Origin of the sequence: Corynebacterium sp. H127 (assembly GCF_037482665.1) — a bacterium.
Lineage (GTDB): Bacteria > Actinomycetota > Actinomycetes > Mycobacteriales > Mycobacteriaceae > Corynebacterium.
The window spans coordinates 236,838-251,793 of the sequence record NZ_JBBHKY010000002.1 but is presented as its reverse complement, the minus strand read 5'-3'; the positions used below and the strand labels follow the sequence as shown (position 1 = coordinate 251,793).

General features: G+C 58.4%; 16 protein-coding genes, 5 tRNA genes and 1 other RNA gene. 17 read left to right on the top strand and 5 right to left on the bottom strand.

Annotation, left to right across the window (positions count from 1 at the left end):
• The first annotated feature begins 10 nt into the window (after positions 1–10).
• Both WG936_RS03840 and WG936_RS03835 read left to right on the top strand, forming a co-directional pair.
• Positions 11–721, top strand: coding sequence for a glycerophosphodiester phosphodiesterase (locus WG936_RS03840; protein ID WP_339565104.1), 711 nt, complete (start codon positions 11–13; stop codon positions 719–721).
• Between the two features lie 4 nt (positions 722–725).
• Positions 726–1,631 carry a DUF5926 family protein gene (locus tag WG936_RS03835; RefSeq protein WP_339565103.1) on the top strand — a complete coding sequence of 302 codons (906 nt, stop codon included), beginning with the start codon at positions 726–728 and terminating at the stop codon, positions 1,629–1,631.
• 77 nt (positions 1,632–1,708) lie between these two features.
• Here WG936_RS03835 and aqpZ read toward each other — a convergent pair whose 3' ends face one another.
• Both aqpZ and hisC read right to left on the bottom strand, forming a co-directional pair.
• The gene (gene aqpZ, locus WG936_RS03830) at positions 1,709–2,440 is read right to left on the bottom strand and encodes an aquaporin Z (RefSeq protein ID WP_339565128.1); all 732 of its coding nucleotides are present in this window, start codon (positions 2,438–2,440) and stop codon (positions 1,709–1,711) included.
• A gap of 147 nt (positions 2,441–2,587) precedes the next feature.
• The gene (gene hisC / locus WG936_RS03825) at positions 2,588–3,622 is read right to left on the bottom strand and encodes a histidinol-phosphate transaminase (RefSeq protein WP_339565102.1); all 1,035 of its coding nucleotides are present in this window, start codon (positions 3,620–3,622) and stop codon (positions 2,588–2,590) included.
• 87 nt (positions 3,623–3,709) lie between these two features.
• On the opposite strand from hisC, the gene WG936_RS03820 reads away from it, so the two are divergent.
• Together WG936_RS03820 and WG936_RS03815 are read left to right on the top strand one after the other, a co-directional pair.
• Positions 3,710–3,795, top strand: a tRNA-Ser gene (locus WG936_RS03820).
• A 53-nt stretch (positions 3,796–3,848) separates the two neighbouring features.
• Positions 3,849–3,924 (top strand) — tRNA-Arg (locus WG936_RS03815).
• A gap of 189 nt (positions 3,925–4,113) precedes the next feature.
• On the opposite strand, the gene WG936_RS03810 is transcribed toward WG936_RS03815, so the two are convergent.
• A complete protein-coding gene (locus WG936_RS03810) occupies positions 4,114–4,263 on the bottom strand; it encodes a hypothetical protein (protein ID WP_339565101.1) in 150 nt (49 codons plus the stop codon).
• A gap of 298 nt (positions 4,264–4,561) precedes the next feature.
• Between WG936_RS03810 and WG936_RS03805 the strand changes: the two genes are divergently transcribed.
• Positions 4,562–4,637 (top strand) — tRNA-Arg (locus WG936_RS03805).
• Between the two features lie 76 nt (positions 4,638–4,713).
• The gene (locus WG936_RS03800; protein WP_339565100.1) at positions 4,714–5,214 is read left to right on the top strand and encodes a ferritin; all 501 of its coding nucleotides are present in this window, start codon (positions 4,714–4,716) and stop codon (positions 5,212–5,214) included.
• Between the two features lie 14 nt (positions 5,215–5,228).
• Here the strand turns inward: WG936_RS03800 and WG936_RS03795 are convergent, their stop codons facing one another.
• Positions 5,229–6,227, bottom strand: coding sequence for a prephenate dehydrogenase (locus WG936_RS03795; RefSeq protein WP_339565099.1), 999 nt, complete (start codon positions 6,225–6,227; stop codon positions 5,229–5,231).
• A 48-nt stretch (positions 6,228–6,275) separates the two neighbouring features.
• On the opposite strand from WG936_RS03795, the gene WG936_RS03790 reads away from it, so the two are divergent.
• The 8 genes from WG936_RS03790 to WG936_RS03755 all read left to right on the top strand — a co-directional run bounded on the left by WG936_RS03790 (position 6,276) and on the right by WG936_RS03755 (position 12,690).
• Positions 6,276–6,749, top strand: coding sequence for a tRNA adenosine deaminase-associated protein (locus tag WG936_RS03790; RefSeq protein WP_339565098.1), 474 nt, complete (start codon positions 6,276–6,278; stop codon positions 6,747–6,749).
• A complete protein-coding gene (locus WG936_RS03785; RefSeq protein WP_339572155.1) occupies positions 6,749–7,261 on the top strand; it encodes a nucleoside deaminase in 513 nt (170 codons plus the stop codon). The genes WG936_RS03790 and WG936_RS03785 overlap by 1 nt, the downstream gene beginning before the upstream one ends.
• Complete coding sequence (locus tag WG936_RS03780; RefSeq protein WP_339565096.1) at positions 7,254–7,436, top strand: CsbD family protein; 183 nt, start codon at positions 7,254–7,256, stop codon at positions 7,434–7,436. The genes WG936_RS03785 and WG936_RS03780 overlap by 8 nt, the downstream gene beginning before the upstream one ends.
• Before the next feature lie 45 nt (positions 7,437–7,481).
• Positions 7,482–7,572: transfer RNA gene (locus tag WG936_RS03775), tRNA-Ser, on the top strand.
• Between the two features lie 79 nt (positions 7,573–7,651).
• Positions 7,652–10,114, top strand: coding sequence for an MMPL family transporter (locus WG936_RS03770; protein WP_339572154.1), 2,463 nt, complete (start codon positions 7,652–7,654; stop codon positions 10,112–10,114).
• Positions 10,115–10,184: 70 nt separating this feature from the next.
• Entirely contained in the window at positions 10,185–11,417 is a 1,233-nt protein-coding gene (gene tgt, locus WG936_RS03765) for a tRNA guanosine(34) transglycosylase Tgt (protein ID WP_339572153.1), read from the top strand.
• Positions 11,418–11,469: 52 nt separating this feature from the next.
• Positions 11,470–12,078, top strand: coding sequence for a hypothetical protein (locus tag WG936_RS03760; RefSeq protein WP_339572152.1), 609 nt, complete (start codon positions 11,470–11,472; stop codon positions 12,076–12,078).
• 72 nt (positions 12,079–12,150) lie between these two features.
• A complete protein-coding gene (locus WG936_RS03755) occupies positions 12,151–12,690 on the top strand; it encodes a hypothetical protein (RefSeq protein ID WP_339572151.1) in 540 nt (179 codons plus the stop codon).
• A 33-nt stretch (positions 12,691–12,723) separates the two neighbouring features.
• Here the strand turns inward: WG936_RS03755 and WG936_RS03750 are convergent.
• A tRNA-Ser gene (locus WG936_RS03750) sits at positions 12,724–12,809 on the bottom strand.
• 122 nt (positions 12,810–12,931) lie between these two features.
• Between WG936_RS03750 and ffs the strand changes: the two genes are divergently transcribed.
• From ffs to WG936_RS03735, 3 genes are all read left to right on the top strand, one after another.
• An RNA gene (ffs, locus tag WG936_RS03745) (signal recognition particle sRNA small type) lies at positions 12,932–13,030 on the top strand.
• A 113-nt stretch (positions 13,031–13,143) separates the two neighbouring features.
• The gene (locus WG936_RS03740) at positions 13,144–14,391 is read left to right on the top strand and encodes an aminotransferase class I/II-fold pyridoxal phosphate-dependent enzyme (protein WP_339572150.1); all 1,248 of its coding nucleotides are present in this window, start codon (positions 13,144–13,146) and stop codon (positions 14,389–14,391) included.
• Entirely contained in the window at positions 14,392–14,931 is a 540-nt protein-coding gene (locus tag WG936_RS03735) for a suppressor of fused domain protein (protein WP_339565090.1), read from the top strand. It abuts the gene before it with no gap.
• Positions 14,932–14,956 lie beyond the last annotated feature (25 nt).

The window sequence follows — 14,956 nt, the reverse complement described above, 5'->3', positions numbered from 1 at the left end:
GGCGGGACACATGCAGATCATTGCGCATCGTGGAGATTCCGGCGCCTACCCGGAACTCACCCACATCGCGTTTGAGCAGGCCTTGCTGCAGGGCGCCCCGGCCGTTGAATGCGATGTCCGCCTCAGCAGCGACGGCGCTGTGGTCTGCGTGCATGATTCTTCGATCGCGCGCGTATCCGACGGCACCGGAAAAGTGGAAAACCTCAGCTATGACGAGTTATGCGAATTCAACTTCGGTACCGCCCAGTATCCGCAACCACCATTGCTTTTTGACGACCTGCTAAAGCTGGTCACCCAGTACCCTGACCGGCACCTGTACATAGAAACTAAGCACCCCAGCCGCTACGGCAAGATGGTTGAAGAACAGGTAGCCAACCGGCTGCGCTATGCAGGTCTTCTAGAAGATCCGCGCATCCACCTAATCTCCTTCAGCCCGCTTGCAATCCGCAACTTCGAGCGCTTAGCACCACAACTGGACCGGATCTTGCTGCGCGAGGACACCCCTTCGCTGACCTGGCGCGCCGCCGCCCGCTGGTGCCAACCAATGGGCATCGGAATCTCTATTGACGCTGCTCGAGCGAACCCAGCGGACTTGCAGCTAGCGCAGCGGATGTATCTGTGGACCGTTGATGATCCCGCGGACATGATCTGGGCCCGCGAGCACGGTGTCGACATGATGGCAACTAATTACCCAGCATTGGCGCTGGGCACGGTATCTTAGGGGCATGGCTAAAAAGAAGAAGAACGAAGAGCAGTTGCCGGAGGGCATGAGCCGTCGTCAAGCAAAGCTCGCCGCCCGCGCCGCCGAGCGTGCTGCCCTAGAACGCGACCCACGCCCATACGCCGGACTGACAATGGAGGCCGACCTAGTGGCTCTCCAGGAATTCGTTCCGGCCGCATTTGCGAAGCTCCCGGTTAAAGACTGCGAGCGCGACATCTACGTTGCCACTGTCCTCCCAGGTGCCGCAGGCGCAATTGTGCAGGAAGATGGCACCGCCTATGTGGCGCTGCAAACCCAATCCCACACCCACAATCCGGGCCGAGACCTCGCATACGCAATCGCCTGGGCGAAGGATGCGCAGCCAGGGGACACCTTGCAAAGCACCGCAAACGACGGTTCACAGCCGGAGCTGACCTCGTTGCTCGATGCAGCGGGCGAACTCGACGTAACCGCGCGTGAAGACTTCAATTGGTGGCTACCAGAAGGCACCCAGCTCGATCCAGGTACCGCCCAGTCCCTGCAGGCCGCCAATGACACCATCATGCCGTCCTACCAGGTAGAGGGTGACTTTGCCGGCGTGGCGTGGTGGATTGATCCAGGCGAGAAGGCCCACATTCGTTGGGTACGGCCCGATGAGGAAGAAAAGCTCCTGCGCGCCCTTGCTCGCATCTCTGCAGCGGGTGCCCTGAATCTCGGTGAAGATACCAAATTCGCCGGTGTTTTCCGTACCCACGGTGTTGCCGTCCCAGTGTGGGACCTGCCGGTCGGAGTCTCCCATGAGACCTACGGCCCGATTCTAGAGAAGCTGGATAAGAAGATTGCCGCTTCCATGGACTCCGATGAGGAACTGTCTGCGGATGCTCGACGCGCACTGGAGAACATCAAGTCCCGTCAGGTGACCATTAGGTAACTGCAAGGGTCAAAAATAGCCTCTGCCCTGGACTTTCTCGTTGAGAACATGTTCAGGGCAGAGGCTTATCTGTTGTGCTACTTCTCTAGGAGGTCATCAGAGTCGCTAGGGAAGACGATGTTGTAGGAGATACCAGCGATTGCGGCGCCAATCAGTGGTGCAACGAAGAACGCCCACACCTGCGTCAGTGGTTCGGAGCCAGCGTACAGCGCCACACCCAAGGAGCGGGCCGGGTTCACGGAGGTGTTGGAGATCGGAATGGAAACCAGGTGGATCAGGGTCAGCGCAAGGCCAATCGCGATCGGCGCGAAGCCTTCTGGTGCGCGATCATCGGTGGCACCCAAGATGACAAAGAGGAAGATCGCGGTCAGGACGAGCTCTGCAATCAGGACGGCCACGAGAGAGTAACCATTAGGGGAGAGGTCTCCGTAGCCGTTGGTGGCAAAACCGGAGGCGACAGCGTCGAAGCCTTCCTTGCCGGAAGCAATTGCGTAGAGAACGCCACCGGCAGCAGCGCCAGCGACGAGCTGAGTGATCCAGTACGGCAGCACTGCTTTCGGCTCGATACGGCCAGCGAGCACCGCACCCAAGGTCACGGCCGGGTTGAAGTGGCCGCCGGAGATATGGCCGACAGCGTAGGCCATGGTGAGGACGGTGAGACCGAATGCGAGGGAGACTCCCACGAAGCCGATGCCCATGTTGACGGCTTTGTCATCAGTCAGGACGGATGCCGCGAAGACTGCGGAACCGCAGCCGCCGAAGACGAGGACGAAGGTGCCGAGGAACTCTGCGAAGAGTCGGGCTGACATTTTGGAATGCACGGTTATTGCTCCTAAGTAAATCAGTGGTCAGATTTACCGTACATTTCTTTGGTTAGCATTTCCCCTCCAAGCCCAAATGTCATTCATGCTCAACAGCTATAAGTGCTGGTCTGTTCAGTTCGAGGGGGTGATCGCCTATTGTGTTTTATTCACAACTTTGTCCCAAATGCGCAGAAACTCGGACATTTCTTCCTCATTGGTCACAGTGATGCGCACGCCTTCGCCGGGAAACACACGCGTCACAGCGCCAGCAGCCGCAAGCTCTGTGCCAAGCTGCTCGGCATCCACGCGTGGAACCCACAAGAAGTTAGCCTCCGAGGGCACCGCGGCTACATGTTCCTGCACTCGAGCACGCTGCTTGACGACGTCATCGGTGCGCGCCAGCAGCTCATCCCGCGCCTGCAGGGAGGCCAAGGCTCCCGCCTGTGCGACGCTGCTGACTCCAAACGGAACCGCAACCTTGGCCATCGCCGCAATGATCTCCGGGTTGCCAACGGCGTAGCCAACTCGCGCGCCAGCTAATCCGTAGGCCTTAGAAAAAGTGCGCAAGCCAACCAAGTTTGGATACTGCTGCACTAGCTGCGCAGCATCCGGCTGATCATCGCCCCGGTTGTACTCGAAATAGGCCTCGTCTAAAGCTACGGTGACCTGTGCTGGGACCTGATCCATAAACTCGACGAATTCGGAATGAGTAATGGTGGTACCGGTGGGATTATTCGGATTGCATACAAAGATCAACCGCGTTCGCTCAGTGATCGCGCGCAGCATCGCCGGAAAGTCGTGGCGGTGGGCGTCGTCAAGCGGGACCTGCACCGAGGTGGCTCCAGTGATCGCCACGAAGAGTGGGTAGGCCTCGAAGCTGCGCCACGCATACATCACTTCATCGCCTGGCAGTGCGGTGGCCTGGACCAACTGCTGACATAGGGCAGAAGAGCCAGTGCCGACGCCAATATGGGCCACGCTAGTGCTCAAATGTGTGGCCAAGGCCTCGCGCAGCGCCATGCACCCCATGTCTGGATACCTGTTCGACTCCGCCAACGCCTCCTGCATAGTCGCCAGCGCTGCAGGCAACGGGCCTGCGGTCACCTCATTGCTGGAGAGCTTCAGGGCGTGGGGGAGCTTCTTGCCAGGCTTGTACGCCTGCAGTTTGGACAGGTCAGCGCGGATCATGAACATAAGCCTACTCTGGGTTTTGGAAGTTCCCGTAGGTGCCCTGTAGGATTGCTTAAGGTTTTCGCACCTCGTGTGATAACTGCTGGAGATGTGCCAGAGTGGCCGAATGGGGCTCCCTGCTAAGGAGTTGTCCCTTCTTGGGACCGCAGGTTCAAATCCTGTCATCTCCGCTCACCTTGTTTTTTTTAAAAACAGGGGATTTCACCGGGCCTGGTGGAATTTTGCGCCCGTAGCTCAACGGATAGAGCATCTGACTACGGATCAGAAGGTTGGGGGTTCGAATCCCTCCGGGCGCACCATGTGAAGTCTCGAGACATCGTTCCTATTCGATGTCTCGAGACTTCTTTGCTTTTGAGGGGCTTGCACTGGAATCAAAACGTTGCCGTGATCGTGCTGCCCGTTATTGGGCGATCCAAAGCGGGGGATATGTGGCGTGCCGTCGATGAGGTGCGCGAGCTTGGTTGTCTCTGTTATTTGCTAAGGCTTCCTTAGCTCTCTCGGCGCTGTGTGCGCTCTTGACGAGTCTTCAGTGCTATCTCGGAGAGAATGAGAACTCCAGGAACGATGAGTAGCCAATCTGGAACAAAGGTTGAGGCAAGGATAAACGCGGCAAACATGCCAGCGAATGCAAACGTCATGGTGTTTTTCATAGGTATCCTTCGGGGAAGATTTCGGCGGAAAGCTTGCCGCGTATCAATAATACGATCTTAAATGACAGCTAACCAAATACTTTGATTGTCTCTCGAGGGATATGTATCACTGAAAAGGCTTCAGAGTTTGAATCAGCTGGCTTCGAGGTCATTGGGTTTAGTAAAAGCGCAGTGAGCTACTGCTTTCAAGCTACGAGGCAAAATAGCCGCCACCTGCAAATTTGCCAAAAATTAACCTCGGTGTGTAGAGTAAATTCTCGTTGCACAGCAGCAATGCTGAAAACATGCGCCCGTAGCTCAACGGATAGAGCATCTGACTACGGATCAGAAGGTTGGGGGTTCGAATCCCTCCGGGCGCACCAAAAGAAAACTCCGGCCACAGGCACGGAGTTTTTTCGTTTTCGCTGTAAGCGATAGTTTTCGTGTAGCCTAGCGAACATGAAAATCAACGATAAATTGGCTGCGGCCCTCAACGAACAAGTAACTGCTGAACTCGAAGCTGCCCTGGTCTACCTCCAGCTGTCCTATGTTGTTGATGGCTTTGGTTTGGCCGGCATCCGTGACTGGCTGCGTGCACAGTCTGCCGAGGAAAACACCCACGCCCAGATGTTTGCGGATCACCTGGCTGCCCGCGACGTAGTGCCACAGATCCAGACCATCAACGCGCCACAGGTCTCCGCTACCAGCGTTGTTGAGGTGTTTGAAGCCGCACTGGCACACGAGGAGCTAATCTCCGACAAGATCCGCAACCTGGCCGAGCTGGGCTTCGAGGTCAAGGACTATGATTCTCGCCCGTTGATCGATTCCTTCCTTGCGGAGCAGGTTGAAGAAGTTGCCACCGTTAAGGAAATCCTGGACCGCCTGCGTATCGTCGGCGACGACGGTTCCGGACTGCTGCGTATCGACGCCGAGATGGGCACCAGCCGCAGCGCCGAGTAGTCTCCGGCTGTTTTCTAAAAGACCTCGATCCGGGCGCCCAGATTCTCGGCCTGCTCGAGCTGTGAGATCCACCCCTTGGCTCCAGGGTGCAGTCTGAGGACTGGGCGTCCCGAGATCCCAGTGATTGCGGAGGATGCGGAACGGGCTTCGAAGCGGATTCGGGAGCGGTACCCGGCGTCGATAAGCATGCCGAGGTCATCCTCCGGGGAAGCCAGGTGGGCGCGCGCATCAGAAAGCAGAGCGAGCGCCTCATCAAGGGCCAGGAGGAGAGCCTCGTGGTTGGTTTCGCACATCGCCTGAACCAGGGACGGGGTGGAGCCAGCAACGCGGGTGGAGTCCCGGAAGGACCCGGCGGCGAGGGAGAGCGCCAGTGCGCCACCGTTGTCGCCGGTGATCGCGAGGACTTCCGCGAAGATGTGCGGCAGGTGGGAGATACGCGCTACGGCTTGGTCGTGTGCGGTGACCCGCGCCGGGATAACTTCCGCCCCAACGAGCAGCGCCATCTGGACGACATCGAGCCATAGTTCGACCCAGCTGTCGGAGGGGGAATCGTAGGCGTGGTCGAAGGTGACCACCCATGCTGCCTTTTTAAACAGCCCGGTCATGGAGGCGGGCCAGCCGGAGTCTGCGGTGCCAGCCATAGGATGGCTGCCCACGTAGCGGTCTTGCATGCCTGCTTCGCAGACTTGCTTGTATACCTCAGCTTTGACGCTGACTACATCGGTGATCCCGCAGCTGGGGGCGTGTTCGGCGATGGCGCTGAGTAGGGAGGCGATGGCGGGCATCGGGGTGGCCATCACAATGAGGGCACCGGTGGCCTCCGCTCGTTGCAGGGTTGGGATGAAGTCGGAGGTGACGTCGTATCCTTCCTTCGCGGCGGCGGTGGCGCCGGAGGGGGAACGATTGAAGCCGAAGACCTCAACGCCGGCGGCGGAAAGGTCGCGGAGCAGCGAGCCCCCGATAAGTCCGAGGCCGAGGATACATACTGGTCGGGAAATCTTCGCGTTAGTCACCACTCAAGTGTGGCACAAAACGTGTGACACCGACTACGGTTACAGGCTATGAGCACCCATGAAGATCTGAGCTTTGCGGTCACTGTCACCTCGGTTCAGGGCACGTGGACCGTCGCCGAGTATGACGATGAGTTCCAAGACGTTGCCGATGCAGTTTCTGCAGTTCGCAAGCTGCGCGCAGAAGGACCCGCCTTCGCGTTGATCTGTGTGGAAGATGACTATTTCATCATCGTCCGCCCGACTCCGGGACGGGTGAAGGTGCTGCTTTCTGATGCGACCGCTGCCCTGGATGATGACTACGCTGCCTCTGCCCTCGAACTTGTGGGTGCAGAGACCCCAGCTGAGGAGGAAGACTCCTATCCAGAAGGTGACTTCGACATCTTTGAAGACCTGGGGGCCTCCGAGCAGGTCATGTCCGTGATCGCCGATGACGATGAAGCATGGGCCTCGGAGCAACTGCAGCGCATCGCAGACGAGCTCGGCTGCGGCGATGAATTCGCCGACACCCTCGACCTGGACTAATGGTTTTGCCCAAACCGCTGCCGGAGCTCGCGGCCGAGGAGATGATGCGCCGCGCCATCGAGGTGGCCCGCACCACGCCCCCAGGCGATGTGCCGGTAGGGGCCGTGCTTTTCGACGCCAATGGCCACGAGCTAGCTCATGCCACGAACCGCCGGGAAACCGACCAGGATCCGACCGCGCACGCGGAGGTGTTAGCAATTCGTTCAGCCGTCGCTAAGCATGGCGATGGCTGGCGCTTGAGCGGCTGCACCCTCGCAGTCACGCTCGAACCCTGCACGATGTGCGCCGGTGCGCTGCTCGGTGCGCGGCTGAAAAGCCTGGTCTTTGGCTCCTGGGAACCCAAGACGGGTGCGTGCGGCTCTCTTATTGACGTCCTGCGCGTGCCAGCCCAACTGCACAGAGTTGAAGTACGTGGCGGTGTTCTTGAACAGGAGTGCGCAACACTTCTGACGGACTTTTTCGTTTCTGTTAGGCTCGACAGTTCCCAACGCAAAGGAGACCATCGTGTCTGATTTCAAGAACAAATTCGAAGACGCAGCAGGCCACGCCAAGGAAGAAATCGGCGAGGCAACCGGAAACGAGAAGCTGGCTAACGAAGGTCGCGCTGATCAAGCTAAGTCCGACATCAAGAGCGCTGCTAAGGAAGCCGGCGACAAGATCCTTGGCGCTTTCAAGAAGGACGACTAAAACGCGATTTGGTCGCTGCAGTGCGCACCCGCTAATCTAATTCGCGGTGGCGTGTCCGAGCGGCCGAAGGTGCTCGCCTCGAAAGCGAGTGTTGGGTAACCCCCAACCGCGGGTTCAAATCCCGCCGCCACCGCCAAAGTGAAATTCACCCCGGATTCTTCCGGGGTGTTTTCGTTATAAGGTCGAAAGTGCATCCAGATCCATAGGAGACCCGCATGGCGAAGTTCTTGTTTCGAATTGGCAGATGGTCCTACCTGCATAAATGGTCAGTGGTCGCCATCTGGCTAGTCGTGCTGGTAGCTGTCGGCGGATCTGCGTTGGGTTTGCAGAAAGGCTTCGAAGACAAGTTCTCCATTCCAGGGACGCTTTCCCAAGAAGCTGCTGAACTGCTAATTAAGAACTTCCCGGAGCAGAAGAACCCCCTCGACAACGCGGGTGTCAACATTGTGTTCGCCGCTCCCGAAGGTCACCGTCTCTCAGAGCCGCAGTACGTGGCTGCTATCGACGACGTGGTGGCACACATTGAAGCCGGCATCCCGGACATGAATGACACGATGCGCTTCGGTAACCCGGTCAAGCTCAACCCGCAGTTGCAGCAGGGCATCATCGATCAGGAGGTTGCCTCGGGGCTACCGGAGGAGACCGCGCGTGCCGACGCCGCGAACCTCACTCTCATGTCCGAGGACGGGCGCATCGGTTTCACCACTTTCGGTATCGACGTACCTTCCCCCACCGATGTCACAGAACAGCACCGTGCCACAATCCGGGAAGCGCTGGAGATTGGCCGGTCCCAAGATCTCATCGTCGAGGGCGGCGGTGCTGCCTTTGGCGACCCGCTAGAGATTAAGACCACCTCAGAGATTATCGGCTTGGGCGTGGCATTCATCGTGCTGATCTTCACCTTCGGCTCCCTCGCAGCTGCGGGTCTGCCGCTGATCACCGCTGTGGTGGGTATTGGTATCGGTTCGCTGTCCATTGTCCTGGCCACGCGTTTTGTCACGCTGAATAACACCACCCCGGTACTCGCGGTAATGCTTGGCCTGGCTGTGGGCATTGACTACGCGTTATTCATCTTGGCGCGGTACCGGGCAGAGTATCGCAAGTCGCCGCGTCCGGATGCCGCGGGCATTGCCGTCGGCACCGCTGGTTCCGCAGTGGTTTTTGCAGGGCTGACGGTCATCATTGCCCTCATTTCACTCTCCTTGGTCCGAATTCCTTTCCTGACTTACATGGGCCTTTCGGCGGCGTTGACGGTGTTTATCGCAGTGTTGGTGGCGCTGACCCTGGTTCCTGCGATGCTAGGCGTGATGGGTAAGTACGCTTTCGGAGCCAAGATCCCGTGGCTGGCTGGCAATCCGCGTCGCCCAGGTGAGGAGCCGCGCCGCGGAACCCGGCTGTCCAAGGGCCACGCTTGGGTAACTTTCGTGCAGAAAGTCCCGGCATTGGTCCTCACAGTGGTGATCCTTGGCCTCGGCTTGTTGACTCTCCCGGCGCTGCGCCTGGAGCTTTCCTTGCCCAATGACTCCACCTCTTCTCTCAGCTCGACTCAGCGTAAGTCCGCCGACCTGCTCACCGAGGGCTTTGGCGACGGCCACAACTCGCTGATGCTCGGCGTGGTCGATGCGGCAGATGTCGATCCGGAAGCACCAGCGTTGCAGCCACTGGTGCGAGCCCAGCGCGACATGGCTGCGGCGGAGGGGAAGCCATTCGACGAGAAGAAGGCCGCAGCCACCGCCGCGTTTTCCTACGTGGTTGAACGCTTCAATACCAATGCTGATATCAAGCATGTTCAGATCGTAGGCATGTCTGAGAACGGGACTGCAGCGCAGCTGATGATCACCCCGTTCGCCGGACCGAATGACCCGATGACCACGAAGCTGCTGCACTCGCTCCGTGCCTCTCAGACTGAAGCTGAGTCCGCTACGGGCATCACCATCGGTATCACCGGACTGACCCCGATCCAGCGGGATGTTACCCAGAAGCTTTCCGACGCCATGCCGATCTACCTCGGCGTCGTCGTTGGCCTGGCGGTGATTTTGCTGCTGATGGTCTTCCGCTCGCTGATGGTGCCGTTGATCGCTGGCCTGGGTTTCTTGCTCTCTGTTGGCGCGGCTTTCGGCGTCACGGTGATGGTCTGGCAGGAGGGGCTGTGGGGTCTGGTGGAAACCCCAGGGCCGCTGATCTCCTTCATGCCGATCTTCCTTATCGGCGTCACTTTCGGTCTCGCGATGGACTACCAGGTGTTCCTCGTCTCCCGCATGCGCGAATACTATGCGCACCACGGCGGCGTGCCGACGCCAGGCTCGCGCTATTCGGCAGTCGACGAATCCGTGATCGAGGGCTACACCCTCGGCTCCCGCGTGGTCACATCCGCGGCGCTCATCATGATCGCTGTTTTCGTGGCCTTCATTGACCAGCCACTGCCCTTCATCAAGATCTTCGGATTCGCGCTCGGCGCCGGCGTGCTATTCGACGCCTTCTTTGTAAGGATGGCGCTCGTACCAGCGTCCATGTTCCTCTTGGGTCGCGCAACCTGGTGGATGCCCCGGTGGCTCGACCGGCTGTTGCCACATTTGGACATCGAAGGTGCAGCCCTGGAAAAGGAATGGGAGCGGCGTCGCCTTGAAGAGGAGCGACTCGCGGAACTCCAAATCGAGGAGTTGCGAGCACGCGCTTAGGGGCGCTGCTTTCTCTGCGGTGCGCTCGCAGTGCCTAAAGAAGGCATCCAGCCAGATACAATCGTTAACCATGACTGACACGACCTTCGAGCTGCGCACCACTCTAGATAGCACCAAGCATGGCCGCACGGGTATCATCCACACTCCACACGGTGATATCCAGACGCCTGCGTTTATTCCGGTGGCTACGAAGGCGACGGTAAAGACGCTCACCCCTGAACAGATCCGGGAAACAAAGGCGCAGGCCATCCTGTCCAATGCCTACCACCTGTACTTGCAGCCAGGTCCGGACATCGTCGATGAGGCAGGGGGAGTAGCGCAGTTCGAGAACTGGCACGGCCCCACCTACACGGACTCAGGCGGATTCCAAGTGATGAGCCTGGGGGTTGGGTTTAAGAAGGTGCTCTCCATGGATGCCAACATCGCCGAGGGGGAGGTGAAGGCGCGTAGCAAAGATCGCATGGCGCATGTCGACGAAGATGGTGTCGACTTCCGCTCCGTCATCGACGGCTCAAAGCACCGCTTCACGCCGGAAGTGTCTATGCAGATCCAGCACCAGCTGGGTGCGGATATCATGTTCGCCTTTGACGAGCTCACCACCATCGTGGACACTAAGCAGTATCAGGTAGAGTCCGTTGACCGTACCCATCGTTGGGCTAAGCGGTGCATTGATGAGCACAATCGTCTCACCGAAGCGAGAAAAGGCAAAGCACTACAGTCCCTCTGGGGAGTGGTGCAAGGCGCGCAATACGAAGATCTAAGAAGGAAAGCTGCCCGCGGTCTCGTCGAGCTGAGCAAGGAAGCGGAAAGCAACGGCCAACGGGGCTTCGGCGGCTACGGCATCGGTGGCGCCTTGGAGAAGGAGAAGCTGGGCACCATTGTGGGCTGGGTAAATGATGAACTGCCCGTCGAGAAGCCAAAGCACTTGCTAGGCATCAGCGAGCCTGACGACATCTTTACCGCCGTCGAGGCTGGTGCCGACACCTTTGACTGCGTTGCGCCGACTCGGCTGGGCAGGCGGGGCGGGGTGTACACGCTGGATGGCCGCATGACACTCACCAATGCCCGCTTCAAACGCGATTTCACCGGCATCGACGAAGAGTTAGGTGGCTATGTGTCGGAAAATTATAGCCGCGCATACATCCACCACTTGCTGAAAGCTAAGGAATTTCTCGCAGGCACGCTGTGCACCATGCACAACCTGTACTTCATGATCACGCTCGTAGATCGCATCCGTGAGACCATGGCGGATGGAAGTTACTGGGAGTTCAAACAGGAGTTCATGGGGCGGTACTACACGTAGCGGGAACATTGCCTGCGGGTCCGTGCATCCAATCTAAGACGAAAGGATGCACATGAATTCTCTCAAGAATCTTCAACAGCGCTTCACCGAGCAAGGTGAGGTGAATTTCGGTTTTGGCGTGCGCTGGTGGCTCAAAATCATGATGTGCATCCCATTCGGCGCCCTCTGCGCGGGTGTGGCGTGGGTGGGCATTAGTGGGGCCGAGTCTGCGGCAGGCCACGTCTGGGCTGCCCTCTGGGGTGCGTTGGGGTTTCTCCTCTTCGCGGTATTTTTGGTGACGGTGTTTCGGCGGAGCTACCGCGATGTGCACCGTATGCGGGTGACGCGGTCGGGAATTGAGATGGCGCATGTTCGTGTGCCGTGGCAGATGGTCGCAGCGCTCAGCACGTTCCGGGTGAGCTATAGAAGGCGAACCAGGAACTACCACACGGAAATAACGTTGCCCCCGAAGAGCCGCGTGCTGCAGGCGGTGTGGGATGACGGCGCTGCGGAAGGCGTCAAGCTCGCTACAGCAGCCAATGACTCGCGAATGTTGCGGCTGTTCACCCATGACCTGAACGTGCGGCACACGACTCTCCTTGCGTTCCTGAAGTGGGCACGTCATGAGTGTGCTGGACCGTTCCCATATGAGTGCAGCGACCTCAACTTCGAGCGGTTGTAACAATGCGGGAACATTCTCACACGCTCGCGCATCTCACCTACGAAGCAATCAACCGCAAGAAGTGAGGAAAACATGAATAGCTACTTTGATCGGATCCGTGCCGGTGAGACTGTGATTCTTCAAGGTGAGGTGCCAAACCGCAACGTCATTGTCATGCTGGGGGTGACTATGACTCTTGGAAACCTGCTGGCTAGCGGTGTGCTGTACTACGAAATGGGACTGTTCGGCCTGATGATGGGTGGCATGCTCCTACCCGTGACTGCCTTCTTTGTCTGGCGCTGTTGGCGGACTGGCTGCGAGAACCGCGACGATCAGGTGATCCGCATCGATGCAGCCGGTCTGTTCACTCGCGGTGTGTTGTTGCCGTGGCAAAGTATCGCGCTTTTCGACGTTTCGGCCACCGCGCCGCTGTTCAAAGCAGAGCTTCTCCCTGGTGCGACCTTAAAGTTTGCAGATTCGCCCCAAGAGGAAGCGATGCGCTTGGAAGTGGCTAGGTTGCAGGGGCTGGTAGTGCATACCGCCGGTCACCGCCATACTGCAGCGGAGATCGCTGAGCTGTGCAAATTCGCTATCGAGACGCAGAAAAACCGGCCTGAAACGGTCATTTACTAACCATTTCAAACCGGTTTCCCAACTGAAATTCTGCGGAGGATAAGGGATTTGAACCCTTGAGGGGATTTCTCCCCGCACGCGTTCCAGGCGTGTGACATAGGCCGCTAGTCGAATCCTCCAGCGCGACAAACAACGTGTGTTTGCTACGAAGAAGAACTGTACTAAACCTTGGGCAAAGAAACAAAACAGCTGGTCAGTTTGGGCGGTTTGGCCGCAAACCCGAAGAACGGCTAAGGTTTACGGCAGGATCCCGTGCGGCGTCTATCTTGTGAACTCCCCCAGGGCAGGAATGCAGCAAGGGTCAGCGAGCTCTTACGGGTGCGCGGGGTCCCCTTAAATTCTTTAGCAAAAAAGGGCAATCGAAAGATTGCCCTTTTTTCGTTTCCTTAGGTGGCTGCTGCGGGTTAAAGTGGGACTCGGTTAAACACACCTCATAAGGGAAGGCGTACCGACGTGGCACTACAAGATTTGACTGCTGAGCAGATGAGCGAGCTGAAGGCGGAGATCCGAGCGGAATATGGTGCGCTACAGTCCCGAAATTTGAAGCTGGATCTGACCCGTGGCAAGCCGTCGAGTGAGCAGTTAGATATCTGCGCCGATTTGCTGAGCCTTCCAGGTGAGAACTTCCTCGATGAGGATGGCACCGACTGCCGGAACTATGGCAACCTTATTGGCTTGCGTAGTCTCCGTGAGATCTGGGCAGAGGTGCTCGGTGTGGACGTCAACAATCTCATTGCGGCGGACAGCTCCAGCCTCAACGTCATGTTCGACCTGATCAGCTGGGCCTACATGTGGGGCACTAACGACTCTGAAAAGCCATGGAAGGACGAGGAGAAGGTCAAGTGGATCTGCCCAGTACCGGGTTATGACCGTCACTTCACCATCACCGAGCACTTCGGCTTCGAAATGATCACCGTGCCTATGACTCCAGCCGGCCCGGACATGGACTTGGTTGAAGAGCTCGTGCAGGATCCGCAGGTCAAGGGCATGTGGGTAGTGCCGATCTTTGGCAACCCGACCGGTGTCACGTTCGATACCCAGACCATCAATCGCCTAGCCACCATGGAAACTGGAGCACCGGACTTCCGCATCATCTGGGACAACGCCTACGCGATTCACACCCTCACGGAGGAATTTCCGCAGGTTGTGGATGTGGTGAAGCTGGGTGGTAACCGATTCTGGGCGATGTCGTCGACAAGCAAGATCACGCAGGCAGGCGCTGGCGTGGCCTTCTTCAACGCCAGTGATGAGAACTTGAACTGGTACAACAAACATGCCTTTGTGCGTGGAATTGGGCCGAACAAAATCAACCAGCTGGCGCACGCGCAGTTCTTCGGAGATGCTGAGGGAGTACGCATGATCATGCGTAAGCATGCTGGGTCCTTGGCGCCAAAGTTTGCGAAGGTGCTGGATATCCTAGAAAACCGGCTCGGCGCATACGGGGTTGCCGAATGGACGAAGCCGGTTGGCGGGTACTTCATCTCCATGGATGTGGTTCCGGGTACCGCCAAGCGCGTCATTGAGCTGGCGAAGGAAGCCGGCATTGTGCTGACCGCTGCAGGCTCGACCTTCCCACATAAGGAAGACCCCGAGGACAAGAACATTCGCCTAGCGCCCTCACTGCCGCCGGTGGAGGAGCTGGAAATCGCTATGGATGGCGTTGCCACCTGTGTCCTGCTAGCCGCACTAGAGAATAAGTAATTGAATCTGCAAGAAGCTGCCGTCTGGATCGATGGACTGTTCCCTGGGGAGATGGACATCGATCAAGTCGGTGATTTTCACGTAGCCTCATTCGCCGCTGACGGCCAGCACATCGCCGTGACGCTGGACTTTCAGCAGGTAGACACGCATCTGGAAGCCGATGGGCGGGACGTCCGGGTCGAGCTGTTCACTGTTGCGCAGCAGGCGACGGGGCTGCCGGAGCTCCTCGAATCAACGGCGGGGCTCATCAAGAGCATGGCGATCCAGCCACAGCCAGGAGTGCTGGTCCCCGGTGCTGGGGCGCTGGCGAACGTTGGGATAACCACCTCGCACTGCCTGTTAGTGGTGCCGTTCCCGTGGGGCGGAGATGTGCCGAACTTTAAGGAAACCGGTGCAGATGGCGTCGATAAGCTAGTGCTGATGCTGCAAGTGCTGCCGATCACTGATGCGGAACTGGCTCACTTGCAAGCGTATGGCCTGGCTGAGCTGCAATCTGCGCTGGTCGCGGAGGGCGTGGACATTTTGGATCTGCAGCGGTGAGCTCAGCCTGCCCGGAATCTGGGCC